General features: G+C 71.3%; 20 protein-coding genes and 1 pseudogene. 8 read left to right on the plus strand and 13 right to left on the minus strand.

The features are described 5' to 3' along the window. Positions 1 to 182 precede the first annotated feature (182 nt). Positions 183 to 680 (minus strand): annotated as a pseudogene (locus RB628_RS17025) (MFS transporter); the annotation flags it as partial. Positions 681 to 856: 176 nt separating this feature from the next. On the opposite strand from RB628_RS17025, the gene RB628_RS17030 reads away from it, so the two are divergent. Continuing rightward, complete coding sequence (locus RB628_RS17030) at positions 857 to 3,538, plus strand: ATP-binding protein (RefSeq protein ID WP_318321290.1); 2,682 nt, start codon at positions 857 to 859, stop codon at positions 3,536 to 3,538. Positions 3,539 to 3,855: 317 nt separating this feature from the next. On the opposite strand, the gene pcaD is transcribed toward RB628_RS17030, so the two are convergent. Genes pcaD through RB628_RS17065 form a run of 7 tightly spaced genes read right to left on the minus strand, consistent with a single transcriptional unit; the run spans position 3,856 to position 10,303 of the window. After that, on the minus strand, positions 3,856 to 4,983 hold the full coding sequence (gene pcaD, locus RB628_RS17035; protein ID WP_318321291.1) for a 3-oxoadipate enol-lactonase: 1,128 nt from the start codon (positions 4,981 to 4,983) through the stop codon (positions 3,856 to 3,858). After that, the gene (gene pcaB, locus RB628_RS17040; RefSeq protein ID WP_318321292.1) at positions 4,980 to 6,341 is read right to left on the minus strand and encodes a 3-carboxy-cis,cis-muconate cycloisomerase; all 1,362 of its coding nucleotides are present in this window, start codon (positions 6,339 to 6,341) and stop codon (positions 4,980 to 4,982) included. The genes pcaD and pcaB overlap by 4 nt, the downstream gene beginning before the upstream one ends. Beyond that, the gene (pcaG, locus tag RB628_RS17045) at positions 6,338 to 6,913 is read right to left on the minus strand and encodes a protocatechuate 3,4-dioxygenase subunit alpha (RefSeq protein ID WP_318321293.1); all 576 of its coding nucleotides are present in this window, start codon (positions 6,911 to 6,913) and stop codon (positions 6,338 to 6,340) included. The genes pcaB and pcaG overlap by 4 nt, the downstream gene beginning before the upstream one ends. Further along, positions 6,913 to 7,686, minus strand: coding sequence for a protocatechuate 3,4-dioxygenase subunit beta (gene pcaH / locus RB628_RS17050; protein ID WP_318321294.1), 774 nt, complete (start codon positions 7,684 to 7,686; stop codon positions 6,913 to 6,915). Before pcaH ends, pcaG begins: the two co-directional genes overlap by 1 nt. Positions 7,687 to 7,695: 9 nt before the next feature. Next, a complete protein-coding gene (locus RB628_RS17055; RefSeq protein WP_318321295.1) occupies positions 7,696 to 8,904 on the minus strand; it encodes a thiolase family protein in 1,209 nt (402 codons plus the stop codon). Continuing rightward, positions 8,901 to 9,548, minus strand: a complete 648-nt coding sequence (locus RB628_RS17060; RefSeq protein WP_318321296.1) for a CoA transferase subunit B — start codon at positions 9,546 to 9,548, stop codon at positions 8,901 to 8,903. Before RB628_RS17060 ends, RB628_RS17055 begins: the two co-directional genes overlap by 4 nt. After that, positions 9,548 to 10,303 carry a CoA transferase subunit A gene (locus RB628_RS17065; protein WP_318321297.1) on the minus strand — a complete coding sequence of 252 codons (756 nt, stop codon included), beginning with the start codon at positions 10,301 to 10,303 and terminating at the stop codon, positions 9,548 to 9,550. Before RB628_RS17065 ends, RB628_RS17060 begins: the two co-directional genes overlap by 1 nt. 220 nt (positions 10,304 to 10,523) lie before the next feature. Between RB628_RS17065 and RB628_RS17070 the strand changes: the two genes are divergently transcribed. Then, positions 10,524 to 10,988 (plus strand): MarR family winged helix-turn-helix transcriptional regulator, encoded by a 465-nt coding sequence (locus RB628_RS17070; protein WP_318321298.1) that lies wholly within the window; start codon positions 10,524 to 10,526, stop codon positions 10,986 to 10,988. A gap of 108 nt (positions 10,989 to 11,096) precedes the next feature. Beyond that, positions 11,097 to 11,882 carry an IclR family transcriptional regulator gene (locus RB628_RS17075; protein ID WP_318321299.1) on the plus strand — a complete coding sequence of 262 codons (786 nt, stop codon included), beginning with the start codon at positions 11,097 to 11,099 and terminating at the stop codon, positions 11,880 to 11,882. A 52-nt stretch (positions 11,883 to 11,934) separates the two neighbouring features. Here RB628_RS17075 and RB628_RS17080 read toward each other — a convergent pair whose 3' ends face one another. Further along, complete coding sequence (locus RB628_RS17080; RefSeq protein ID WP_318321300.1) at positions 11,935 to 12,933, minus strand: DUF3048 domain-containing protein; 999 nt, start codon at positions 12,931 to 12,933, stop codon at positions 11,935 to 11,937. 141 nt (positions 12,934 to 13,074) lie between these two features. Beyond that, on the minus strand, positions 13,075 to 14,145 hold the full coding sequence (locus RB628_RS17085; protein WP_318321301.1) for an ATP-dependent DNA ligase: 1,071 nt from the start codon (positions 14,143 to 14,145) through the stop codon (positions 13,075 to 13,077). 74 nt (positions 14,146 to 14,219) lie between these two features. Between RB628_RS17085 and ligD the strand changes: the two genes are divergently transcribed. Both ligD and RB628_RS17095 read left to right on the plus strand, forming a co-directional pair. Then, complete coding sequence (ligD, locus tag RB628_RS17090; protein WP_318321302.1) at positions 14,220 to 15,230, plus strand: non-homologous end-joining DNA ligase; 1,011 nt, start codon at positions 14,220 to 14,222, stop codon at positions 15,228 to 15,230. Between the two features lie 183 nt (positions 15,231 to 15,413). After that, entirely contained in the window at positions 15,414 to 16,790 is a 1,377-nt protein-coding gene (locus tag RB628_RS17095) for a cytochrome P450 (protein ID WP_318321303.1), read from the plus strand. A 40-nt stretch (positions 16,791 to 16,830) separates the two neighbouring features. Here the strand turns inward: RB628_RS17095 and RB628_RS17100 are convergent, their stop codons facing one another. Together RB628_RS17100 and RB628_RS17105 are read right to left on the minus strand one after the other, a co-directional pair. Next, positions 16,831 to 18,987 carry an OmpL47-type beta-barrel domain-containing protein gene (locus RB628_RS17100; protein WP_318321337.1) on the minus strand — a complete coding sequence of 719 codons (2,157 nt, stop codon included), beginning with the start codon at positions 18,985 to 18,987 and terminating at the stop codon, positions 16,831 to 16,833. 47 nt (positions 18,988 to 19,034) lie between these two features. After that, positions 19,035 to 21,380, minus strand: coding sequence for a ThuA domain-containing protein (locus tag RB628_RS17105; RefSeq protein ID WP_412180674.1), 2,346 nt, complete (start codon positions 21,378 to 21,380; stop codon positions 19,035 to 19,037). Between RB628_RS17105 and RB628_RS42640 the strand changes: the two genes are divergently transcribed. The 3 genes from RB628_RS42640 to RB628_RS17115 all read left to right on the plus strand — a co-directional run bounded on the left by RB628_RS42640 (position 21,370) and on the right by RB628_RS17115 (position 23,869). After that, positions 21,370 to 21,555: a hypothetical protein gene (locus RB628_RS42640; RefSeq protein WP_412180675.1), complete on the plus strand. Its 186-nt coding sequence runs from the start codon at positions 21,370 to 21,372 to the stop codon at positions 21,553 to 21,555. The genes RB628_RS17105 and RB628_RS42640 overlap by 11 nt on opposite strands. 211 nt (positions 21,556 to 21,766) lie before the next feature. Further along, entirely contained in the window at positions 21,767 to 22,762 is a 996-nt protein-coding gene (locus RB628_RS17110; RefSeq protein WP_318321304.1) for a multicopper oxidase domain-containing protein, read from the plus strand. 75 nt (positions 22,763 to 22,837) lie between these two features. After that, positions 22,838 to 23,869 (plus strand): LacI family DNA-binding transcriptional regulator, encoded by a 1,032-nt coding sequence (locus RB628_RS17115; RefSeq protein ID WP_318321305.1) that lies wholly within the window; start codon positions 22,838 to 22,840, stop codon positions 23,867 to 23,869. Positions 23,870 to 23,985: 116 nt separating this feature from the next. Here the strand turns inward: RB628_RS17115 and RB628_RS17120 are convergent, their stop codons facing one another. Continuing rightward, complete coding sequence (locus RB628_RS17120; RefSeq protein ID WP_318321306.1) at positions 23,986 to 24,777, minus strand: VOC family protein; 792 nt, start codon at positions 24,775 to 24,777, stop codon at positions 23,986 to 23,988. Between the last annotated feature and the right edge of the window lie 264 nt (positions 24,778 to 25,041).

The raw sequence follows: 25,041 nt of genomic DNA on the forward strand, positions 1-25,041 counted from the left end.
CGGCCTCTCCAGGCCAGGGGTGGCCGGGCCGAGGACGCCGGATGCCGGAACCGGCGCTTTCCGGCCGGGTGCCCGCGACCTCGAGGAGAGGCCGGGCGCCTTCCGGGGATACCCGAGGCGGGACATGTCCTTGCCGGGGGTGCGTGGCGCCGACAGCGCGCGGTACGCCTCGTCGAGCAGCACCACAGCGCGCCCAGCCCCGGCGGCAGCGTCAGCAGAAACGGCAACCGCCGCTCCCGGTCGCCGACTTGAGCCTCGGTGAGCAGCGTGGCGAACAGTGCCGCCGCGCCTGCCCCGGCCAACAGCCCCGGCGCCACCGTGAACGACTGCCACGACCCGTACAGCCCACGGCGCCCCGGAGGCGCGAACCCGGTCATCACGGAGGTCGCGCCCCCGAACTCCCCGCCCGTGGACAGCCCGTGGACCACCCGGAGGAGGATCAGCATCCAGGGCGCGGACCGTGTCGTACGTCGCCGGCGTGCCGGTCAGGGTCGTGGCGCCTGTCATCGGCGCGGTCACCAGGACCGGCAGCGGACGCCGGCCGAACCGGTCGCCGAGCCGACCGGACACGGCCGCGCCCACCGGCCGGAAGAAGACGCCCGTGCGAGGGACACGCGGATCTTCACCGGCGTCTCGGCCTCGCCGCCGCCCTCCGGGGTGATGAAGCGGGCCGCGATCAGGGGCTGTTGACTGTCGGCAACTCTCACGACGGCTGGTGGCGCGCCCGCGGCGTCGCCCTGCCGCACTTGCTGTCACTCGTCCCGGCAACACCTGGGCGGACCCGCCTCCACTTCGGCGGCCGGAGGGCTAGTCTCAGGTTCTGTACGTCGTTCAGGCGACTTGGGGAGGTAGCGGGATGACGGAGGAACGGCCCGGGACGGCCGGTTCTGCCGCCCTGTGGGAGCGCGACACACAACTCGCCGCCGCCGAGCAGGCGATCGACGCTCTGTGCGCCGACAGCGCCTCCTCGGGCAGTCTGCTGCTCTTCACCGGCGAGGCGGGCCTCGGCAAGACAGCGCTGATGGCCGAAACCCGGCGCATCGCCGAGCGGCGCAACTGCATGGTGTGGTCGGCGCGCGGAGGCGAGACGCTCAAGTCCGTCCCCTTCAACGTCGTACGGCAGCTGCTGCAGACCGCGCTGGTGTCGCTGATGCCGGAGGAGGCCCGCGAATACCTCGGCGACTGGTACGACATCGCCGGCCCCGCCCTCGGCATAACGGAACCCGGCGACCGTACGGCCGACCCGCAGGGCGTGTGCGACGGCCTGGTCGCGGCCGTACGGCGGCTCGCCAAGCGTGACTGGCCGCTCGTCCTGCTCATCGACGACGCCCACTGGGTCGACCAGGAGACCCTGCGCTGGCTGGCCGCGTTCGCCGAGCGGCTCGACGACCTGTCCGTGCTCGTCGTGGTCGCCCACAGGCCCGGCGAGGCCGCCGGTATCCGCGCCGACCACCTGGAGGCGATCGCCCGGACGGCGGGACCCGTCGCCACCCTCGACGCGCTGACTCCGACAGCCGCCGCCGGCCTCACCCGCACCACCCTCGGTCCGCACGCCGACGCCCCGTTCTGCCGCGAGGTGTGGGCGGTCACCGGCGGGAACCCCTACGAGACCGTCGAACTCCTCGCCAAGGTCCAGGACGCCGGACTGGCCCCGGTCGAGGCGTCCTGCGGCAAGCTGCGCGAACTCAACAACTCGGCGCGCGGCGGCGGCCTCGTCGCCCGCCTGGAGGACCTGGGCGTCGAAGCCACCCGCTTCGCCTGGGCGGCGGCCATTCTCGGCACAGGCATCAATGTGGACCTCGTGGCCCGGCTGGCCACCCTCAGCCACCACGAGGCCCACCGCTGCGCCAGCCTCCTGTGCACTGCCCGCATCCTCACCGAGCCTCATTTGACGCCCGGTCAGATCACCGACAGCGCACTGGAGTTCGTCCACCCGCTGATCGCCACCGCCGTCTACGACTCCATCCCGGACGGCATGCGCACCGCTATGCACGGCATCGCCGCCCAGGTCGTCACCGAGTCCGGGCGCGGTGCCGCGGCGGCCTCCCACCATCTCCTCCATGTGTATCCGGACGACGACGAGGAACTCGTCGACCAGCTGCGCGAGGCCGCCCGCGAACACCAGGCGGTCGGCGCCCCGGACGCGGCCCGCCGCTGTCTTGAACGCGCCCTGCTGGAACCGCCCCGGCCCGAGAGCCATGCGCACGTGCTCTACGAACTGGGCTGCGCCACCCTGCTCACCGCGCCCGCCACCACGATCGAACATCTCCAGACCGCGCTCGCGATGCCCGGCCTCGAAGGCGGCAAACGGGTCGACGCGGTCGTCCGGCTGTCCCAGGCACTGCTGCACAACAACCAGTTGGAGGAAGCGGTCCGCACGGTCGAGACGGAGGCCGCCCGGCACGGACCGGGGCCGGCCCGGATGCGGCTGCAGGCCGTGCACTTCATGTGGGAGGGCCTCTACGGGGGCGACGTGACCGCGCCGGGCCGCTCCGGGCGTCTCGCCGACCTCGCCCGCCCCTGCACCGGCCGGGACAACTCCGAGCGCGCGCTGCTCATACTGCGCGGCTTCGACGCCATGACCCACGGCGAGAACGCCGAGGAGGTCGTGGAGGTGTGCGACCGCGCCCTCGTCAACGGCCGTCTCGCGCCCGGACTCGGCTGGACCGACCCCGAGTGGGGCATCGAACTGCTGATGATGCTGGCCTGCGCGTACGCCTACACCGACCGTCTCGACCGCGCCGAGGCCCTCTACACGGACGCCCTGCGCGCCTACGAGACCGCGGGCTGGAGCGGCGGCCACCTCTCCCTCGCCCATGCCTACGTCGGTCTCGGGCACCGCAGGCGGGGCCGCCTCAGAGAGGCCGAGACCTCCCTGCGCGAGTCCCTGCGCCTCGCCGAACGCGTCGGGCGCGGCCTGCCCCTGTACTGGTCGGCGACCTGCAACCTCGTCGACACGCTGCTCGCCCGCGGGCACGTCGAGGAGGCCTGGGCGATCGCCGAGCAGTACGGCTTCGCCCCGCCGTACCCGTCCACCATCGTGCTGCCCGAACCCCGCGCCGTACGCGGCAGGCTGCTCATCGCCGTCGGCCGTACCAAGGAGGGCATCAACGAACTGGAGGCCGCGGAGAAGGCGGCGACCGCGCGAGGCTTCCACAACCCGGTGCTCGCCACCTGGGGCGTCGACCTGGCCCGGGCCCTGGCGACGGAGGACCCGCTCCGGGCCGCAGTGCTGGCCGCCGACGCCCGCCGCAACGCCGAACGCTTCGGCACGGACACCGCCATCGGCGAGGCCCTCCGCTGCGCGGCGGCCCTGGAGACCGGCCAGCGGGCGGTACGCCTGGCCGCCCAGGCGGTCGCCTACCTGGAGGCGTCACCCTGCCAGTACGAACACGCGGCGGCCCGCGTCGAGTACGGCATCGCCGCCCGCTCGGTCGCCGAGATCCAACGCGGCCTGACCCTGGCCAAGTCGTGCGGCGCCGACGGCCTGGTCGCCCAGGCACGGGAGGTACTGGAGACGGGACGGGGACTGCGCTGACCTGCGGGGGCGCCGGGTGCAGGTGGTCAGGCCCGGAGCAACTGCTCCGTGACCTACTGCGGGCGCCCCGCAGCTGACCGTCGTACGCCTCCTCGCGCGCCCGCGCACGGCCCTACCTTCGAAGTCGCGGGGCTTCTGGTCGGCCGAGTCGGCGTGCGCGATCCGCGAGGGCGCGTCCGCCCGCAGCGTGGGCCGCAGGGGGCGGGTGAGGAAGGCCGGCGCGAGGCGGCCCTGGTGAGCCGCAACTCGCGCCCTTCGACGCTCAGTTCACGGCCGGAGCCACACGCGTGACGTTGCTGAGGCCCGACCAGCAGGGTTCACCCTTCCGAACCGTCCTCCTCCGCGAGCACGCGCTGCGCCGCCGCGAACGCCGAGTTGGCCGCCGGGACCCCGCAGTACACGGCCGTCTGGAGCAGCACCGCGCCGATCTCCTCGGGGGTGAGGCCGTTGCGGCGGGCCGCGCGGACGTGCATCGCCAGCTCGTCGTAGTGGCCGTGGGCGACCAGCGCGGTGAGCGTGATCATGCTGCGTTCGCGTCGGCTGAGCGTCGGGTCGGTCCAGATCTCGCCCCACGCGTAGCGCGAGATGAAGTCCTGGAAGCGGGCCGTGAAGGGCGTCTGCCGCGCCTGTGCCCGGTCCACGTGGGTGTCGCCCAGCACCTGTCGGCGCACCTCCATGCCCCGCCGGGGTGCTGCCCCGAGGTGCGGGCGCAGCGCGGCCAGTACGGCTTCCGGGCACTGCGCGACCGCCAGGTGCGAGGCGCCCGCCAGTTCGACGAGCGCGGCACCCGGCACGGCGTCCGCGATCTCCCGCAGATGGGCCGGGGGAGTGGCCGGGTCCTGGCGTCCGGCGACGAGCAGCGTGGGCGCGCCGATCCCGGCGAGCCGGTCGCGCAGGTCGAAGGCGCCCAGGGCGTCGCAGCAGGCGGCATAGGCGTCCGGATCGGCGTTCCGGTGATCCGCGACCAGTTCCGGCACGGTGAACCCGGGCGTGAACCAGCGCGCGTCGGCACTCTCCGCGAGCCCGGCCAGCCCCTCGCTCCGCACCAGCGCGGCCCGCTCCTCCCACGGCTTCGTGCCGTTGAAGTGGGCCGACGAGCAGAGAACGGCGAGAGACGACACGCGCTCCGGGTGGTGGACGGCCAGATGCAGACCGACCGCGCCGCCCAACGACACACCCGCGTAGGCGAATCGGTCGATCCCGAGCGAGTCGGCCAGCGCCAGCACCAGCGCGGCCAGATCACCGACGGTGGCCCCCGGCCCGATCAGTCCGGGCGCCGAGCCTCCGTGTCCGGGCAGGTCCCAGCGGACCACCCGGTGCGTCACGGACAGCTCGGGTGCCACCTTGTCCCAGAGGGCGTACGACGTTCCGAGCGAGGGCCCGAGCAGCAGGGGGGGAGCGGTGGCCGAGCCCTCGACGCGGTGGTGCAGCAGCTTGTCGGTCACAGTCGCTCCAGAGCACGGTCGGTCAGGGCTCCGGCGGAGCCGGTGTAACGGGCGGGGTCGGTCAGGTCGTCGACGGGCAGGCCCTTCAACTCCGGTTCCTCGGAAAGGAGTTCAGTGAGCGGGCGTCCCTCGGTGTACGTGCGGGCGGCCACATCGGTGAGCAGGGCCTTCGCGCGGGCCCGGCCCAGCACCGGCGCGAGTTCGGCGGCCAGCCGCTCGGAGACGATCAACCCATGTGTGAGGGCCAGGTGTTGGCGCATGGTGTCCGCGTGGACCCGTAGCCCCCCGGTCAGCTCGACGGCGTCCCGGGCGGCGCCCCCGGCGATCCGGAGCAGTTCCCTGAGCGGCTCCCACTCGGCGTGCCAGGCACCGGCCGGCCGCTCGTCCTCGGCGACGAGCGCGCCGTACAGGGTGGCCGTGAGCTGCGGTGCGCGCCGGGCGGCGGCGGCGATCAGCGTGGACCGTACGGGATTGGCCTTGTGCGGCATCGCCGACGAGCCTCCGCCGCTGCCCTCGGACACCTCGGCGATCTCGGTACGGGCGAGCGTCAGCACATCGGCGGCGATCTTCCCGAGGGCTCCGGCCGTGAAGGCGAGCGCCCCGGCGAGATCCGCGACCGGGGTGCGCAGGGTGTGCCAGGGCAACACCGGTTCGGCGAGGCCCAGTTCATGGGCGTAGGCGGCGACCAGGGCCCGGGTGTCCACGGTTGCGTCGGCCGCCCCGAACACGGTGAACGCGGCCAAGGTGCCTGCGGCGCCGCCGAGTTGGACGGGCAGGGTGCGGCGTACTGCCGTCAGGCGGTCCCGTGCGTCGAGCACCAGGGAACGCCAGCCCGCAGCCTTCAGCCCGAAGGTCGTCGGTACGGCGTGCTGGGTGAGAGTGCGGCCCGGCATCACGGTGTCGCGGTGGTCGGCGGCGAGCCGGGCGAGTGACCGTGCGGTGCGGTCGAGGTCCGTCAGGACCAGGTCCAGGGTGCGGACGGCGACCAGCATCGTCGCGGTGTCCAGGATGTCCTGGCTGGTCGCACCCCGGTGGACGTACGGCCCGTACTCCGCGCCGACCGCCGCCGTCAGGTCCGCGACCAGCGGGATCACCGGGTTGCCGCCGGTCCGGGCGCGCAGCGCGATCGACCGCGTGTCGAAGGCGTCCGGGGACCCGGTGGCCGTGTCGACCGCCGTGGCGGCCTCCGCGGGCGCCAGCCCCAGTCCGGCCTGCGCCCGGGTCAGCGCGGCCTCCGCGTCGAGCAGCGCCCGCAGATACGCGGTGTCGCTCGTCGCGGAGGCCGCCGGGGAGCCGGCCCACCCGGGGGAGAGCAGGCCGGTGTCGGCGTCGGACTCGGCATCTGCAGGTGGTGTCACTCGAACTCCAGGAAGACCGTTTCGCCCTCACCCTGAAGGCGGATGTCGAAACGGTACGTGCGCCGCTCGCCCTCGGCGGCGACCAGCGTGGCGCGCCGCTCGGCCGGCAGGGAGTCGAGCAGCGGATCGGCGCCGTCCGCCAGATACGCACGCGTGTACAGGTGCGTCAGCAGGCCGCGCGCGAACACGCACACGCTGATGTACGGCAGGCCGGTGTTGCCCGGCGGCAGTGTGTACAGCGCGTAGTGCCCGTCGGCGTCGGTGGCGACCCGTCCGAAGCCCGTGAAGTCGGTGCCGTTGCGGCCCAGGAAGCCGCCCGTCACCGGGTCGCGGCGCAGCGAGCCGGGGGCCCCGGCGAGGGATCCGTCGGGCGCCGCCTGCCAGAACTCCAGCAGGGCGTCCGGAATCGGGTTGCCCTCGCCGTCCAGGACGTACCCGTGGAGGGTGATCGTGTCCGGGTGGCCCTTGGGCGCGACCTGCTCGCCCTCGGGGAAGGGGAGGGCGTAGCCGTAGAAGGGGCCGACGGTGTGGGAGGGCGTGGGGGGGAGCAGGTTCTGGGGGGAGACGCTCATCAGTCGCGGCCTTCTTCGATCCAGGTGGCGGAGGGACCGTCGAGGACGATGTCCCACTCGTAGCCGAGCGAGAACTCGGGCTGGGACAGGTCGTGGTTGTACTCGGCGACCAGACGGTTGCGAGCGGCCTCGTCGGTCACCGAGCGCAGGATCGGGTCGTAGCGGAACAGGGGGTCGTTCGGGAAGTACATCTGCGTCACGAGCCGCTGCGTGAACGCCGTGCCGAAGACCGAGAAGTGGATGTGCGCGGGCCGCCAGGCGTTGGTGTGGTTGCGCCACGGATAGGCGCCCGGCTTGATCGTGGTGAACCGGTACCTTCCCTGATCATCCGTCAGGACCCGTCCCACACCGGTGAAGTTGGGGTCGAGCGGTGCCGGGTGCTGGTCCCGGAGGTGTGCGTACCGGCCGGAGGCGTTGGCCTGCCACAGCTCGATCAGCTGACCGCGCACGGGCCGCCCGGTCCGGTCGAGGAGCCGTCCGGAGACCGTGATGCGCTCGCCGAGCGGCTCGCCCTGGTGCTGGACGGTGAGGTCGCTGTCGATGTCGGTGATGTCGGTGACGCCGAACACCGGCCCCGCCAGCTCGACCGTCTCCGGGTCCCCGCCGTTCACCGCGACCAGCGGCTGTTTCGGGTGACGCAGCACCGAGCTGCGGTAGGGGGCGTAGTCGCGCGGCGGGTGGTTCCGTACGGGGGCGCCTTCGGCGACCGCCTTGTCGTAGGCGTCCTGGAGGTCGTTGACCTCGATGTCGATGTCCGACTGGGTGAGAGCCATGGGGAGTTCCTAGCGTTCGAGGACGAGGGCGAGGCCCTGGCCCACGCCGATGCAGAGGGTGGCGACACCGACTCCCGTGCCCTTGCGGGCGAGTTGATGGGCGACGGTACCGGCGAGCCGGGCGCCGGAGGCGCCGAGCGGGTGCCCGAGGGCGATGGCACCGCCCTGCGGGTTGAGGACCGCCGGGTCGAACTCGGGCCATTCGGCGACGCAGCCGAGGACCTGGGCGGCGAACGCCTCGTTCAGTTCGAGGGTTGACAGGTCGTCAAACCCCTTTCCCGCCTTGGCGAGTGCGCGGTTGACCGCTTCGACGGGGGCGAGGCCGAAGTAGTCCGGGGCGATGGCCGAGACGCCGGTCGCACAGACACGGGCGAGGGGCTCGCGGCCGGTCGCGCGCAGGCCCTCCTCGTCGACGAGGAGCAGAGCGGCGGCGCCGTCGTTGAGAGGGGAGGCATTGCCCGCCGTGACTGTTCCGCCTTCTGTGCGGAAGGACGGTCCGAGCTTGGCCATGGCCGCCAGGGAGGCACCGGCGCGTACCGATTCGTCGGCGGCGAAGGCGACCGGGTCGCCCTTGCGCTGCGGGATCGGAACGGGAGCGAGTTCGGCGTCGAACAGGCCGGCTTGTTGCGCCGCGGCGGCCCTGCGGTGGCTGGTGAGGGCGAACTCGTCCTGCTGCTCGCGGGTGATCTTGTGCTTGTCGGCGATGAGTTCGGCGGACTCGCCGAGCGGGATGGTCCACTGCGGGTCCATCCTCGGGTTGGTCATGCGCCAGCCGAGCGTGGTCGAGTACAGCTCGGTGTGCCCGGCGGGAAAGGGCCGGTCGTTCTTGGGCAGGACGTAGGGGGCGCGGGTCATCGACTCCACGCCACCGGCCACGGCGACCGAGGCGTCCCCGACCGCGATGGCCCGGGCCGCCTGAATGACCGCCTCCAGGCCCGAGGCGCACAGCCGGTTGACCGTCACCCCGGGGACGGAGGTCGGCAGCCCGGCGAGCAGGCCGGCCATCCGGGCGACGTTACGGTTCTCCTCGCCGGCGCCGTTGGCGTTGCCGAAGTAGACGTCCTCGATGCGGGAAGGGTCCAGGCCGGGCGTACGGGCGAGGAGTTCACGGATGGCGTGGGCGGCGAGGTCGTCCGGGCGGACACCGGCCAGGGCACCGTTGTAGCGGCCGAACGGGGTCCGTACGGCGTCGACGATGTAGACGTCCTTGAGGCTCACGGCTGGATCTCCTCGGGGATGCGGACCTTCGCGGCGGTCTTCGCCACGATCTCCTCGGTCGTGACGCCCGGCGCGGTCTCCACGAGCACCAGTCCGTCCTCGGTGACGTCCAGGACGCCCAGGTCGGTGATGACCCGGTTCACACACGCTCTGCCTGTGAGCGGCAGCGCGCACTCCTCCAGGATCTTCGGGGAGCCGTCCTTCGCGGTGTGCGTCATGACCACGATCACCGTACGAGCACCGTGCACCAGGTCCATGGCACCGCCGATCCCGGTGATCAGCTTGCCCGGGATGGCCCAGTTCGCCAGGTCGCCCCCCGCGGACACCTGCATCGCCCCCAGCACGGCTACGTCGATGTGCCCGCCCCGGATCATCCCGAAGGACAGCGCGGAGTCGAAGAAGGAGGCGCCCGGCAGTACCGTGACGGTCTCCTTGCCCGCGTTGATCAGGTCCGGGTCGACCTGGTCGTCGGTCGGGTAGGGGCCGGTGCCCAGGATGCCGTTCTCCGACTCCAGGACCACCTCGACATCGTCGGGGAGGTAGTTGGGGATCAGCGTGGGCAGGCCGATGCCCAGGTTCACGTACTGCCCGTCCCGCAGCTCACGTGCGGCGCGGGCGGCAATCTCTTCCCTGTTCCAGGCCATCAGCTGCTCACCGTCCGCTGCTCGATCCGCTTGTCGGCCGCCTGCTCGGGCGTCAGCGCGATCACCCGCTGCACGAAGATGCCCGGCAGATGCACCGCGTCCGGCTCGATCTCGCCGGGCTCGACCAGCTCCTCGACCTCGGCGACCGTGATGCGGCCGGCCATGGCGGCGAGGGGGTTGAAGTTGCGGCTGGCCTTGTTGAAGACGAGGTTGCCGTGCCGGTCACCCCTCGCGGCCCGGACCAGCGCGAAGTCGGTACGGATACCGTGCTCCAGCACGTAGTCCGTGCCGTCGAACTCCCGCACCTCCTTCGGTGGTGACGCCAGAGCGACGCCGCCGGAGCCGTCGTACCGCCAGGGCAGCCCGCCCTCCGCTACCTGCGTGCCCACCCCGGCGGGCGTGTAGAAGGCGGGGATACCGGCACCGCCGGCGCGCAGCCGCTCGGCGAGCGTGCCCTGCGGGATCAGCTCGACCTCCAGCTCACCGGCCAGGTACTGACGGGCGAACTCCTTGTTCGCGCCGATGTACGAACCGGTGACACGGGCGATCCGGCCCGCCGCCAGCAGCACCGCGAGGCCGGACTCCATCGCCCCGCAGTTGTTCGACACCACCGACAGCCCCGAGACCGCGCGTTCGTACAGCGCCCGGATCAGCACGTTCGGCACTCCGCTGAGCCCGAAACCGCCCACCGCGAGCGACGCGCCGTCCGGCACATCGGCCACCGCCTCCAGGGCTGTGGCGACCACCTTGTCCATCCGTGAAGCCCCATCTCTTCCGAGCGCAAATACTCAGGGCACTGAGCATTTCGGCAAGGTTTCTCTCACGCTGCCACTCGCCGGTCATGTCGTCAATAGGTGGAGGAAAATACCAGGTCGAGGCCTTGTGTGCAGGCGGGAGACACGGTGTGCGATGAGTTGTATCGTCAGTACACCAACGAATTCTGTACGCCCACGCGGAACGACCCCAGGAGCGGACATGGCCGCGGTGGACCTCTCCACCCACCCCGGGCACCTCGCCCGGCGACTGCAGCAGGCGCACTACCTGCTGTGGAACACGATGGTCTCCGAGGAGATCACCTCGCCGCAGTTCGCGGTCCTGAACGCGCTGGTCGCCGAACCGGGCCTGGACCAGCGCACGGTCGGGGAGCGGGTGGGCCTCGACCGGTCCACGGTCGCCGAGGTCGTCAGCAGGCTCGGCCGCCGGGACCTCATCGACAAGGTGCGTGACCCGGAGGACGGCCGCCGTTCCCTGCTGCGTCCCACGGAGGACGGGACGCGCACGCACCGCAAGCTGACCGTGCGGACGGCCCGGATGAACCAGGTCTTCCTGGCCCCGCTCTCCGCCGGCGAGCAGGCCGTCTTCCTCGAACTCATCCAGCGCGTCGCCGACGCGGCGGAAGGGCTGCGCAACCCGGCGGAACCGCTCACCTCCCAGCGCTGACAGCCCTTCCGCGGCAGCCGGGTCCGCCCAGCGGACCTGGAGCGGATACCGTGCGGAGACGAGACCGCCCCCGGCCACGGGGCGGTCCGGAGCCGAGGAGGACCAGGGATGGCAGCCGGAGGATCCGGGGCGAGGGCCGCAGTCGAGTCCGAACCCGCGGGGATGCGTACCGTCCAGCGGGCCATCGACATTCTCGGACTCTTCGACGAGGTCCGCCCCGCGCTGTCCCTCCGCGAGATCGTCACCGCCTCCGGACTGCCGAAGACCACCGTCCTGCGACTGCTCCAGACCCTGCGCCTCAACGGACTGCTCTGGGTCGACGAACACGGCCGCTACACCGCGGGCCCCGCGCTGCTGCGCTGGTCCCGGCTGGCCGAACAGGCCTGGCGGCTGCCGGCCGAGGCCCAGGCGCTGCTGCGCGACCTCGCCGCCGAGCACAAGGAGACGGTGCACCTGTACGTGCGCCGCGACATCCACCGCGTCTGCATCGCTCAGGAGGAGGGGCCGCAGGCACTGCGTCAGGTCGTGCGGGTGGGCGACGAACTCCCGCTGTGGGCGGGCGGCGTGGCCAAGGCCCTGCTCCTCGACGCACCGGCCGCGCTGCTGCTTCGGGTCGCGGAGGCCTCACCGCACGGGGCCGGACATCTGGCGACCCTGTGCACCTGGATCGAGGAGGCCCGCGAGCACGGGTACGCCGTGAGTCACGGCGAGCGCGAGGAGGGGCTGTCGGCGGTGGCCGTGCCGGTTCGGGGGAGGAGCGGGACCGTGGTGGCCGCGCTGTCCTTCGGCGGGCCGAGTACGCGGTTCACGCAGGAGCGGGTGACACGGTTCGCGGCTGCGCTGCGCGGGGCGGCGGGGGAACTGGCGCGGGCGGGGCTGCCGTTCGAGGCGTGAGGTGAGGCGGGCAGGCTCGGCCGGGTCCGCGGTGAAGTGGGCCCGATTCTCGTCACGCTGTCGCGTACACGACCCACACCTGCCCCTTCGCGAGGTTCACCGGAGTGCCGTCCGCCGTGGTGAAGTCCGTCCCGTCCGTGGCCGACCCGCGCTGCCACTCGACCTCGAACACCCGCCCGTCACGCAGGACCTGGGCCCGGCCCGAGCCCACGGTCTGGGTGTACGGCGAGTTGTTGCCGAGGACGTCGTGGAACCGCGACTCGCGCACCTTCACGTACTGCACGACGACCGTCGGAGCGGCGATCCGCTCGCCGTCGGTCGTGATGGTCGGGGTGCCGTCCATCGACACCAGCCAGCCGTGCCGGTCCGCGGACCAGGTGAACGTGAAGCGCGCCGCCGGGAAGCGGACGGTGCGCGACTTCGCCGGGGTCCCGCCCTCGGGAGCGGCGCCGTAACGGAAGCCGGTGGTGAGTGCGTCCGCTCCCGGCGCGGCGCCGATCAGTCGCTCCGGCCGCAGGTACAGGTTGTGCGGCGCCGCCCTGCCCGCGCCCCGGTAGTAGGCGCCGGAGGCCGCCGACTCCGGCGACTCGGCGTTCAGCGGAGCCCGGTCGATCAGCGGCAGCAGCCTGCCCTGTGCGCCGGAGAAGGCGAGCGTCGGCTCGTCGAACTGGCGCAGCAGTTCCAGATCGGACTCGCGTGCGCTGCGCACCGGCCCGACGGCCTCCGGCAGCCGGGTGGCGTACACCGCCATGAGGCGGCTCAGACCGCCCTCTACCTGCTCGGCGTACACGATGTCCGCCGCCTCCAGGCCTGTCTGGGGACGGGCCGCGCGGACGTTGTCGATCTTCACGGCGAGGACCGGGCCGGCGCTCGTCGGGGCCTGCCGTTCGCTGGGGCCGGGTTCCTGGCTCCGGCTGCGGGTCTGCCCGCGCCCGTCGTCGGAGGGCCGGTCGCCCGTCGTGCAGCCGGCCATCAAGGAGGCCGTGACCGCGGCGGCCAGCAGCACCGCCGTAGCCGTACCGCGGCGCCGTGTCCGTGTCGTTCTCGCCATCTGTCGCATGCCCACCGTCGCCGCCCAGTCCGTGCCTATGATTGTGCGCTTATCGGATCATTGGTGGCCATACCCGGTAGTTCCTGTTCGCGCGCGGTGAAGGGACCGAACGGCCCACGGGGACGTGTCCGGAGGGTGACCTCAGCCCCGTGGGCCGAGGATCTCCGCCAGGTCGTACCCCACCAGCTCCTCCAACTGGTCGTATGTGCAGCTGTCGGCCGTACGGTCCGGGCGCCAGCGGCGGAAACGGGCCGTGTGCCGAAACCGCGCCCCGTTCTCCATGTGGTCGTAAGCCACCTCGGCCACCAGTTCGGGGCACAACGGAATCCACGAGAAGTCCTTCTTCGCCGACCAGCGGCTCGGCGCCCCCGGCAGCCGCGCTGCCTCGTGTGCCGCCTCGTCCGCCCAGGCGGCCCACGGATGCTCGCCCACGTCCGTCAGCCGCAGCGGCTCCAGCTCCCCGACGAGTTCGGCCCGCCGTTTCATCGGAAACGCGGCGCTCACCCCGACGTGCTGGAGGACGCCCCGGGCGTCGTACAGGCCGAGCAGCAGCGAACCCACGATCGGTCCGCTCTTGTGCAGCCGGTACCCGGCCACGACGACATCGGCCGTCCGCTCGTGCTTGATTTTGAACATCACCCGCTCGTCCGGCCGGTAGCGCAGGGTGAGCGGTTTGGCGACGACACCGTCGAGGCCCGCCCCCTCGTACTGCTCGAACCACTGCCGGGCCACCTTGATGTCGGTGGTCGCCGGCGCCACATGAACAGGGGCGGTTGCACCGGACAACGCCCTGGTGAGCAGCGCGCGACGGTCGGTCAGCGAGACGTCGAGGAGCGACTCGTCGGCCAGCGCCAGCAGGTCGAACGCGACGAACGAGGCAGGGTTTCGCTCGGCCAGCGTCCGCACCCGGGACTCGGCCGGGTGGATGCGCTCGGTCAGCGCGTCGAAGTCGAGACGCCCACCGAGCGCGATCACGATCTCCCCGTCCACCACGCACCGCTCGGGCAACCGCTCCCGCAAGGCAGCCACCAGCTCCGGAAAGTATCTGGTCAGAGACTTGCCGGTGCGGCTGCCGAGTTCGACTTCGGCGCCGTCACGGAACACGATGGCCCGGAAGCCGTCCCATTTCGCCTCGTACTGCATGTCCGGGGGGATCTTCGCCACGGACTTGGCGAGCATCGGCTTCACGGGGGGCATGACCGGGAGATCCATGGTTCGATTCTGCGCGCGCCCAGCTCGAATCGCCCGGTATGCGGGTTTTGTTCGGTGCGCCTACCGTGGCTCGCATGGGCGAAGCAGTGGAGCTGGAGGCGTTCGGCCGGACAGTACGGCTGTCCAGCCCCGGCAAGGTCTTCTTTCCGGAGCCTGGCTACACCAAGCTCGACCTCGCCCAGTACTACCTCTCCGTAGGCCCCGGCATCCTGCGCGCGCTGCGTGACCGGCCCACCACCCTGGAGCGGTATCCGGACGGGGTGACCGGCGAGAACTTCTTCCAGAAGCGGGCACCCAAGAACATGCCCGACTGGATTCCGACCGCCCACATCACCTTCCCCAGCGGTCGCAGCGCCGACGAGATGTGCCCGACCGAGGTCGCCGCCGTGCTGTGGGCCGCCCAGTTCGGCACCCTCACCTTCCACCCCTGGCCGGTGCGCCGCGCCGATGTCGACCGACCCGACGAACTGCGCCTCGACCTCGATCCGCAGCCCGGCACGGATTACGGCGACGCGGTCCGGGCCGCGCACGAACTGCGCGCCGTCCTCGATGAGTTCGGTGGTCTGCGGGGCTGGCCCAAGACCTCCGGCGGGCGGGGTCTGCATGTCTTCGTCCCCATCGAACCGCAGTGGACGTTCACACAGGTGCGGCGCGCGGCGATCGCCGTCGGGCGGGAGCTGGAGCGGCGGATGCCGGAGCAGGTGACGACCAAGTGGTGGAAGGAGGAACGCGGGGAGCGGATCTTCGTCGACTACAACCAGACCGCCCGCGACCGCACCATCGCCTCCGCCTACTCCGTACGGCCTCACCCGCATGCCCCGGTCTCGGCGCCCCTGAGGTGGGAGGAGGTCGGCGACGCGCAGCCCCGCGACTTCGACATCGCGACCATGCCCGGCCGCTACGCCCAACTCGGCGACGTCCACGCGGACATGGACGACCACGCCTTCTCCCTCGACGCCCTGCTCGAACTCGCCCGCCGTGACGAACACGAGCACGGACTCGGTGACCTGCCGTATCCCCCGGAGTACCCGAAGATGCCGGGCGAGCCCAAGCGCGTACAGCCAAGTCGGGCCCGGAAGGACTGACTTCGCCAACTTGGCAGCTGTGGAAGGGATCAGACGTTACGTCAGGGGCGTACGCCGTGAACGGCGAGCCTCCGGGGTGCAACGGGCGCTGTCTCCGGGCGCCTTCCTCGGCGGCGGCGGGACCTGCGACCGTACGGGCTCTGCCCGGCACGCGTACGAGTTCGACCCTGGGGGAAGCGCACCATGAATCCGGCCTTGACGGTCACCAGCCCGCCGGCCGCCCCCGGCGCTCTCCCGGTGGCCGGGCATCTGTGGCAGATCCTGCGCGACCCGCTGCTCTTCTTCGAACGCCAGCACGCGGGTGCCGCGGCCCGTACCGGAGTCGTCGTCGTGCGCGTCGGGCCGAGGCCCGTCCACCTCGTGACCCGCCCGGATCTCGTACGGCAACTACTGGCCGAACCGGGGATGTTCGACCAGGGCGGCATCTACGTCGAGGGCGTACGGACCCTGGCCGGCAACAGCGTCGCCAGCTGTCCCGCCGCCGACCATGCGGTGCAACGGCCGATACTGCAACCCGCCTTCCAGCCGCGGCGGATCGTCGACTACTCCGGGGTGACGGAGGCGTGCGCGGACGCGCTGGGGCGGTCGTGGCACGACGGGCAGCGGCTGGAGATGGTGCAGACCATGCACCGGCTGGCCACCGAGGTCGTCACCCGCACCCTGTTCTCCGGGCCGGGCACCGTGCAGGCCGGGCAGGACATCCAGCGGCTGTTCCCGCATCTGCTCGCCGGGCTGTACCGCAGGATGCTGATCCCGGTCGCCTGGGTGCACCGGATGCCGCTGCCCGCCAACATCGACTTCCGCTCGGCCCTGAACGGCATCAACCGCCTTGTCGACCGGGAGATCCGGACGTACCGTGGCGGCGGGCGCGACCGGGGCGATCTCCTCTCCGCGATGATGCAGGCCACGGACCCGCGTACCGGCGCCGCCCTCACCGACGCCGAACTGACGGAGCAGGTCGTCGGCATGCTGATGGCCGCCACCGAGACCACCGGGAGTGCGGCGGCCTGGCTCCTGCACAGTCTCGCCATCCACCCCAAGGTGGAGGAGGCCGTGCTCGGCGAGCTGCGCATCGCGGCCGGTGACCGGCCGCTGCGCGCCGAGGACCTCGCCAACCTTCCGCTGTTCAAGCGGGTGTTCGCCGAAGTGCTGCGCCTGTATCCGCCGTTCTGGCTGCTCAGCCGCGTCACCACCGGTCCCGTCGAACTGGGCGGACACCGGATTCCCGGCGGTGCGGACATCGCCTTCAGCCTCTACTGCCTGCACCGCGCCCCGCAGGCGTTCCCCTTCCCGCACCGCTTCGACCCCGACCGCTGGCTCCCCGACCGGGTCACCGACGCCCAGCGGGAGGCGCACCTCCCGTTCGGCGCCGGTACCCGCGCGTGCATCGGCGAGGTGTTCGGCCGTACGGCGATCCCGCTCGTCGTCGCGACCCTGCTGCGGCACTGGCGGCTCCGGCACGCCACCGGACGGGAGGTGACCCCGCTGGTCAAGGGGACCATGAGGCCCAGCCCCCTGAGCATGACGGTGACGCGCCGGACCGCTGCCTTCGCCCCCTGACCCCCCTTCGCCGGCGCGGAGGTTGAGGGCGTCGGCCGCCTCACAGTTCCTTGATCCGGATGTCCCGGTACGACACCACGTCGGTCGTGCCGTGCACCTGGAGGCCGATGTACCCCGACGCGAACCGCCGCCCGTCCGTGCCCGGGTCGTCCGAGCGCGGCGGGGTGAAGTCCTGGCCGCCGGCGTTGTCGAACTCGTTGATCAGCACGCCGTTGCGGAACACCGAGTAGTGCTGGTCGACCACCCGGATCTCGTAGTCGTTCCAGGTGCCCTTCTGCGTGACGCCGGCCCCGGCGAGCCCCACCCGGTCGAAGCCGTAGACCGAGCCTGTCTTGTACATGTCGCCGTCGGGCCGGTCGAGCACCTGCACCTCGTGCCCGTACTTGATGGCGACCCACTCCGGCCGTGCCTCCTCCGGGTGACCGTGGACCCCTGGGAAGCGCACGAACACACCCGAGTTGGCGTTTCCGGTGCCGGGCGCGTCGTCACGCCACTGGAGCTTCAGCGAGAAGTCGCCGTACTTGCGCTCCGGGAACCACAGCATGCCCAGCCCCGCGACCGTGGTGCCGCTGGTGATCGACCCGTCGCCGTTCGGCGCGAACGAACCGCCGCCCACCTGATGCCACTTGGCGAAGGACGCGGGCGTACCGTCGAGGATCGTGCGATAGCCCTCGGTCTGGCCCGGCCTGCCGATACCGGACGCGCGGGCCGCCTCCTCGATCGCCGCGTCCTCGCGTTCGTCGACGGCACCGTCCTTGAAGAGCCGGTCGAGGACGGTCCGTACGTGCTTGAGGAACAGGGCGTGGGACGTCCACTCCCGCTCGTCCTCGATCAACTCGCCAATCCGGCAACGGTTGTTGGTGACCCGGTTGGGAACCCCCGAGTCGACCGTGCCGACGATCACCGTCAACCGCTCGTCGTACTCAGGGCAGTCGGGCGCCGGAACCCCGCCGCCCGCCACGATCGTGAGGCTCACCGAGCGGGCCTCGGACGTGTTGCCCGCCCTGTCGCTCGCCCGGTAGGTCACGGTGTGCGCGCCCGCCCGGTCGAGGACCAGCGGCACGGTGTACGCCAGATAGGGCCCGCCGTCGAGCGAGTACTCGACCGCCGCGACACCCGAGCCGCCGTGGTCCGTCGCGCCGACAGTCACCTTGGCACTGTTGACGTAGGCGCCGTTCGCGTTCCGGGTGCCCTCGACGGTCACCCCGGTCACCGGCGGTGTGGTGTCCTCGGCGGGCTGGGCCACGACGGTGAACGCGACGCTCTTCTCGGCGGAGACGTTGCCCGCCTTGTCGGTGGCACGGTAGCGAACGCTGTGACTGCCGACCTGATGCACCATCACCGGGCCCGTGTACGACTGCCAACTCCCGCTGTTGACCGCGTACTCGACCGTGTTGACCCCGGACCCGGTGTCCGAGGCCGAGACGGTGACCGTCGCCATGCCGGGATACGCCCCGTCCGGGTTCTGCTCGCCGCTCACCGTCGCCGACGTCTCCGGCGGCGTGGTGTCGTCCGTCGGCGGTGCCACCACCGCGAACGCGACGCTCTTCTCGGCGGAGACGTTGCCCGCCCTGTCGAACGCCCGGTAGCGCACCGAATGGCTGCCGACCTGGTCGATCACGACCGGCGTGGTGTACGGCTGCCAGGCGCCGTCGGCACCGATCGCGTACTCGACCCGGTCGACGCCGGACCCCTCGTCGCTCACGCCGATCGCCACGCTCGCCGAACCGACGTACTGGCCCTGCGAGTTCTGCGCACCGGTGACGGTCGCCGAGGTCTCCGGGGCTGTCGTGTCACCACCGTCGCCCTCCGTCACCACGAGGATGCCCTGCATCTGGCCGTGGCCCGGAATCGTGCAGTAGTAGCGGTAACGGCCGGGGGTGAGCGTGACCTCGGCGGTGTGCCGGCCGCCCTGGTCGTCGTTCGGGTTGGCGAGGATGTTGAGCGGGACGTCGTTGTTGTACTCCGGGTCGATGACGTCGAACGTCAACGTGTGGGGCATTCCCATGGTGTTGCCGGTCGCCGCACTGTTCTCGAAGACGAGCGTCGTCGCGCCGGCCACGGCGGTCGTGGGCGCGGAGTCGTACCTGGTGATGTCGTCGCCCGCCGTCCAGGTGAGCACCTGAGCGGCGGCGGGCCCGGCGGCGGGCTCGGCAGTGGTGCGCGCCCCTGCTGCCGACGTCAGTCCGAGGACCATGAACAGGGACGCCAACAGGGCCGTCCAGAGAGCCTTGCGTCTGCGCACTACTCCGCTCCCCTCGCGAGGTCGCCGACCGCGGGCGTCGGGTCCCCGCCGGTGTAAGTGATCTGCCACAGTGCCGACTTGGCGTCCGAGGTGAAGAAACCCCGGCCGTAGTCGAGGACATAGAGCGAGCCGTCGGGACCGAACTTCCAGTCCATGAGGTTCCTGATGCCGTCGTTCCCGACCGGCACGATCTTCTTCAGCGACTCGGAGTGGACGGGCAGTCCGCCGTCGCCCTGGGTCTTCGGGTCGGTGAGCACCGCGTTGCGCGGCTGGTCGGCGTCGTAGAAGTCGCCCACGAACCACTTGCCGTCCCAGTAGGCCGGCCACTTGGCCGTACTCGTGCTCGCCGCGTCGTAGCGGTACACCGGACCGTTCATCGCCGCCTGGCCACCGCCCTTCAGCCACGGCAGCAGATATGTGCTCTCCGCCTGCTTGTAGGACGGGATGCCGTTCACGTCGCGCGGGAAGTCGGGGGCGCCGCCCTGGGGCGAGTACCAGATGTTGTTGCCGGTGACCGGCGGCAGGTTGACCAGACCGTCGTTGTTCGGCGACTCGTTCTTCGGGTGGTCGCAGTCGTACCAGCCCAGGGGCTTCGACGGATCGGGCAGATTGCGGTCACGATAGGGCTGCTTGTTGCCCATGCAGTACGGCCAACCCCGGTTGCCCGCCCGGGTGATGGCGGCGAACGTGTCGTACTTCGCCGGTCCCCAGGTCGTCGAGGGCGCGCTCGCGTCCGGTCCGACCCAGCCCGCGTACAGAGTGTCGGTCGCTTTGTCGACGGAGATGCGGGCCGGGTTCCTGACCCCCATCACGTAGATCTCGCCGCGGGTCTTGCCGCCGCCCTCGTCGGTTTCCCGGCCCGTGAACAGGTTCCCCCCGGGAAGCGTGTACGTGCCGTCGGACTCAGGATGGATGCGCAGGATCTTGCCGTTGAGGTTGTTGGTGTTGCCGGCGGTGCGCCGGGCGTCGGCGAACGACACCCCCTTGTAGGCGGGTTGGGGGTTGTTGCCGGAGTAACCCTCGCTGAACTGGCTGGAGTTGTTGTCACCGGTGGCGATGTACAGATTGCCCTTGGAGTCCCAGGCCATCCCGCCGCCCGAGTGACAGCAACTGTGGATCTGTACCGGCCACTTGAGCAGCACCTTCTCGCTGTTCAGGTCGAGCCGACTGGTGGCGGGGTCGAGCGTGAAACGGGATACGTACCGCTCGGCCATCCTGGTGTCGCGGTTGATCCGCGAATGGGGCGTGTAGTGGAGATACACCCAGCCGTTGCGCTCGAAGGACGGATCGAGCTCGATACCGAGCAGTCCCTCCTCGACCTTGATCAGCTCGTCTCCGCCGCCCTTGTTGCCGAAGACGGTCAACTCGCCCGCCAGAGTGACCTTCCTGGTCCTCGGGTCGTAGACGTGGACCTGCCCCCTGCCCTTGCCGATGTCCGGGTGGTTCCAGTCGGTGACCACCGGCTGGGACGAGTCGGCGCCGCCACGGCCGATGTAGAACACCCGCCCGTCGGGCGCGGTCACCAGACCGTGCGGCTCACCGGTCTGGTCGCTCTGTCCCGGCTGGTTGGGCTGGGTCAGCCGCTCCGCCTTGTAGCTCGCGTTGATGGTGGCCCTGCAGTCGGCCTGCGCCAGCCGGGTCGTCCACAGCAGTGCCCCGCGCAGATGGGTGCGGAAGTCCGTCTCGTCGTACGACGACGCAGTGCCGCCCATGCCGGTGTAGAAGGACCGGCCGCCGTCGTAGTCACGGCACCAACTCACCGGGTGGTCCCATCCGTTGGCACTCGCGCCGGGCTTGTACGTCGACTCGCGCACCCGCGCCACGGTGTGCACATCGCCGGACGGGTTCTTCACCCAGTTCAGCCACTGGTCCGGCCGTTTCCACTGCACCGGCAGTTCCCTGGTGGCCGGATGCCGCCGGTCGCCGACCTCAACGATCGCCCGCTGTACGGCCGTTGGGCTGGTGGCCGCCGGCCGGGCACCCACCAGGCCGGTGAACCAGGCGGAGTACGGTTCTGCCCGGGCCGCGTCGTGGATGCCGACGAAACCGCCGCCGGCCTCCATGTAGGTCTCCAGCCCGGCCTCCTGGTCCGGGTCGAGGACGTCACCGCCCCCGGTCAGGAAGACGATCGCGTTGAAGGTTCCCAGCCGGGACCCGTCCGTGAACACGGAGGCGTCATCCGTGGCCTCCACCTCGAAGCGCTGTTCCACCGGGCCGGACAGCCCGATCCGCTCGATCGCCTCGATCCCGGCGTTGACGACCGGCGATTCGTCCCCGGCCGCCGCCGAACCGTGGAAGACCAGTACGCGTACACCGGTGCCGCCGGGAGGCGACGTGACGGACATCGTTGTCACGGATGGATCGGGAGCCGGCCGCGCGCTCGCGGCGGGCCCCGACAGCAGCCCGGCGGTGATGGCCGACGCGGCAATGGTGGCCGCCCAGGCCCGTCCGCGCCCGCTCCCGCTGCTTCCTCCGTCTCTGCTCTTCGCGCTCAACTCCCGTAAACGCATGGACGCTTGATGCGATGTGAACCGCATGTGGTCACCCACCCCTCCTCGGTCACAGCAAACGCCAAGGAAGCTAGACCTCTTTGGGTGGCGCGCCAAGAGGTATGACCGGGATGGCACGAACTTTGTCCTGGGTGTGGATAAACGGGTGCCGTGCCGCTACCGTCTCACCGGTTCCCTTCGTTCCCGTTGCGCATCTTCCGTACCAGGGTGGGGAGTTCTGCATGGACAGACGTGACTTCAACCGGCGGGTGCTGCTCGGTGGCGCGGCCGTCGCGACATCGTTGTCGGTCGCCCCGCAGGCCGGCGGCGCAACTGCCACGACCGCCGCACCCGCGAAGACGGCCCCGGCCGGCGGCGAGGTGCGGCACATCCGGCTGTACGCCGAGCGGCTCGCCGACGGGCAGATGGGCTACGGCTTCGCGAAGGGCACCGCGTCCGTCCCGGGCCCTCTGATCGAACTGAACGAGGGCGACACGGCACACATCACCCTGGAGAACACGACGGACGTGGCCGTGAGTCTGCACGTCCACGGCATGGACTACGAGATCTCCAGCGACGGCACGAAACTGTCGCACAGCGACGTCGAACCGGGCGGCACCCGCACCTACACCTGGCGCACCCATGCCCCGGTCCGGCGCGCGGACGGCACCTGGCGGGCGGGCAGCGCGGGCTACTGGCACTACCACGACCATGTCGTCGGCACCGACCACGGCACCGGCGGCATCCGCAAGGGTCTCTACGGCCCGGTGATCGTCCGGCGCAAGGGGGACATCCTCCCGGACACCACGTACGCGATCGTCTTCAACGACATGTCGATCAACAACCGGCCCGGCCATCTGAGTCCGGACTTCGAGGCCACGGTGGGTGATCGCGTCGAGTTCGTGATGATCACGCACGGCGAGTACTACCACACCTTCCATATGCACGGTCACCGCTGGGCGGACAACCGCACCGGCCTGCTCACCGGCCCCGACGACCCGAGTCAGGTGGTCGACAACAAGATCGTGGGCCCGGCGGACTCCTTCGGGTTCCAGGTGATCGCCGGCGAGGGCGTCGGAGCGGGCGCGTGGATGTACCACTGCCATGTACAGAGTCACTCGGACATGGGGATGGCGGGACTGTTCCTGGTACGGAAGACGGACGGAACGATTCCGGGGTACGAGCCGCACGGTGCGGGCGGGGCGAGGGAGACGCAGTCCTCGTCGCACGGGCACTGACGGGGCCCGAGAGCGCTCTCGTCCGGTACGGGCCGGGACTATCCTGATCGGCAACCGCCGATGAGGAGCCCCGAAGTGACCGAGACCGCGTCGCGTCCCACTCTGGAGGCCGTGGCCGCGAGGGCGGGGGTCTCCAGGGCCACCGCTTCGCGAGTCGTGAACGGTGGGGACGGCGTGCGCGAACCCCTGGTCGAACGGGTCAGGCAGGCCGTCGAGGAACTCGGGTACGTGCCCAACCAGGCGGCCCGTTCCCTGGTGACCAGGCGGCACGACGCCGTCGCCGTCGTCATCGCCGAACCGGAGACCCGGGTCTTCGCCGACCCCTTCTTCGCCCTGCAGCTCCGGGGAATCAGCAAGGAACTGACCGCCCACGACTCCCAACTCGTGCTGCTGCTCACCGAAGGGCGCGACGACCACTCCCGCGTCGGGCGGTATCTCGCCGGCGGGCATGTCGACGGCGCCCTGGTCTTCTCCCTGCATCTCGACGACCCGCTGCCCGGCCTGGTCCAGCGAGCCGGCCTACCCACCGTGTTCGGCGGCCGGCCCGGCTGGAGCGACGGCACCCGCGACGCCGTGTACGTCGACAGCGACAACCGGGGCGGCGCCCAAAGTGCCGTACGGCATCTCGCCGCCCTGGGGCGGACGCGCATCGCACACATCACGGGCCCCCTCGACCAGACCTCGGCGGCGGACCGGCTCGACGGGTTCCGGGACGTCCTGCCCGACGCCGACCCACGACTGATCGCCGAGAGCGACTTCACCCCGGGGGGAGGGGAGCGCGCGATGCGTGAACTCCTGGACCGGTGCCCGGACCTGGACGCCGTTTTCGCCGCCAACGACCTCACCGCCGCGGGCGCCCTGCGTGTCCTGCGCGAACGTGGACGGCGCGTGCCCGAGGACGTGGCCGTGGTCGGCTTCGACGACATGCTGCCGGTCGCCGAACAGACCGATCCGCCGCTCACCACGGTCCGCCAGGACATAGAGGGGATGGGCAGGCTGATGGCCCGCCTGCTGCGGCACCTCGATCCCGTCGGAAAGGGCGGCCCGGCGGGCGCGCCGGCCGGCGTGGTCCTGCCGACGACACTGGTCCGCCGCGCCTCGGCGTAGGCGCTCTGCGGGGCACGGGGTTCGTTTGCCGCGGGTCGGTGGGGGCTTTGTCGCGCCCTCACCGCGGCGCAGCCGCAGATCGGCACAGCCCCGTGCCCCTCTGGGCCGACCTCGCGCTACATCTGCGCCGGCGCGCTCTTGATCACCGCGAAGAGTGCCCCGTACGGGTCGGCGAGTTTGGCGATGCGGCCGACGCCCTCCACGTCCACGGCCGGCATCCGGACCCGGCCGCCGCGTTCCTGGGCCGTGGTGACCGTCGTGTCGGTGTCGGCGACCTCGAAGTACGGCAGCCAGTACGGAGTGGTCTCGGTGCCCGTCGGGTCGTCGTCCACGTCGATGACTCCGCCGAACATGCCGTCGTCCCCGGTGCCCGCCGGGTTCACGCAGGTGTACGAGCCGCCCGGGAACGGCACCGCCGACGTCTCCAGGCCCAGCACCGCGCCGTAGAACGCGGCCGCCTTGGGGACGTCCGTCGTGTAGAGCTCCACCCAGCACAGGGAGTTGAGGTCGCCCGCCACGTCGAGGCCCTTGTTCCGGCCGGGCTGCCAGAGGCCGAAGACAGCGCCGGCGGTGTCGGTGAGGATGGCCATCCGGCCCGCGTCCATCACGTCCATCGCCGGCATGGGGGCGGCGCCCCCTGCCTGCTCGGCGGCCTTTACGGTGGTGTCGACGTCCGGCGTCCGGAAGGACACCGTCCAGGACGGCGGCCCCTGCTCCTCGGTGGTCTGCATGCCGCCTGCGGCGGTTTTCCCGCCCAGCTGGAAGAAGCCGTACCCGCCGGCTTCGGGGCCCGCCGACTGGAAGTCCCAGCCGAAGAGCGCACGGTAGAAGGAGGTGGCACCCTCGATGTCTGGGGTGCCGAGATCGATCCAGTTCGGAGCGCCGGTCACGAAACGGGTGGTGAGCATCGTTGCCCTCCTCTGTGGGGCCTCGCCCTCTGCGAGGGACCCGTTGCCTGCTCTGCCGAGTCTTGCACCGCCCACTGACAATCGCTGCCGGAGTGCCGGCCGGGGCCCGTCACCGGACGCGGTCACCCTGGGTGAGGATGAAGACGTGCCTTGTTCCAGCACGCTCCGCGCGCCGCCGTGCGTTCGCGCGTCCGGCGGGAGCATCATCGGGCGAACCGGCGAACCGGCGAACCGGCGAACCGGCGAACCGGCGAACCGGCGAAC

Origin of the sequence: Streptomyces sp. ADMS (assembly GCF_033441795.1) — a bacterium.
GTDB lineage: Bacteria > Actinomycetota > Actinomycetes > Streptomycetales > Streptomycetaceae > Streptomyces.

What these genes read in the sequence shown, in the direction of transcription:
- RB628_RS17030 (WP_318321290.1), top strand. Translation starts at nt 857, where the DNA reads ATGACGGAGGAACGGCCCGGGACGGCCGGTTCTGCCGCCCTGTGGGAG.
- pcaG (WP_318321293.1), bottom strand. Translation starts at nt 6,913, where the DNA reads ATGAGCGTCTCCCCCCAGAACCTGCTCCCCCCCACGCCCTCCCACACC.
- pcaH (WP_318321294.1), bottom strand. Translation starts at nt 7,686, where the DNA reads ATGGCTCTCACCCAGTCGGACATCGACATCGAGGTCAACGACCTCCAG.
- RB628_RS17060 (WP_318321296.1), bottom strand. Translation starts at nt 9,548, where the DNA reads ATGGCCTGGAACAGGGAAGAGATTGCCGCCCGCGCCGCACGTGAGCTG.
- RB628_RS17065 (WP_318321297.1), bottom strand. Translation starts at nt 10,303, where the DNA reads ATGGACAAGGTGGTCGCCACAGCCCTGGAGGCGGTGGCCGATGTGCCG.
- RB628_RS17070 (WP_318321298.1), top strand. Translation starts at nt 10,524, where the DNA reads ATGGCCGCGGTGGACCTCTCCACCCACCCCGGGCACCTCGCCCGGCGA.
- RB628_RS17075 (WP_318321299.1), top strand. Translation starts at nt 11,097, where the DNA reads ATGGCAGCCGGAGGATCCGGGGCGAGGGCCGCAGTCGAGTCCGAACCC.
- RB628_RS17080 (WP_318321300.1), bottom strand. Translation starts at nt 12,933, where the DNA reads ATGGCGAGAACGACACGGACACGGCGCCGCGGTACGGCTACGGCGGTG.
- RB628_RS17085 (WP_318321301.1), bottom strand. Translation starts at nt 14,145, where the DNA reads ATGGATCTCCCGGTCATGCCCCCCGTGAAGCCGATGCTCGCCAAGTCC.
- ligD (WP_318321302.1), top strand. Translation starts at nt 14,220, where the DNA reads ATGGGCGAAGCAGTGGAGCTGGAGGCGTTCGGCCGGACAGTACGGCTG.
- RB628_RS17095 (WP_318321303.1), top strand. Translation starts at nt 15,414, where the DNA reads ATGAATCCGGCCTTGACGGTCACCAGCCCGCCGGCCGCCCCCGGCGCT.
- RB628_RS17100 (WP_318321337.1), bottom strand. Translation starts at nt 18,987, where the DNA reads ATGGTCCTCGGACTGACGTCGGCAGCAGGGGCGCGCACCACTGCCGAG.
- RB628_RS17105 (WP_412180674.1), bottom strand. Translation starts at nt 21,380, where the DNA reads ATGTCCGTCACGTCGCCTCCCGGCGGCACCGGTGTACGCGTACTGGTC.
- RB628_RS17110 (WP_318321304.1), top strand. Translation starts at nt 21,767, where the DNA reads ATGGACAGACGTGACTTCAACCGGCGGGTGCTGCTCGGTGGCGCGGCC.
- RB628_RS17120 (WP_318321306.1), bottom strand. Translation starts at nt 24,777, where the DNA reads ATGCTCACCACCCGTTTCGTGACCGGCGCTCCGAACTGGATCGATCTC.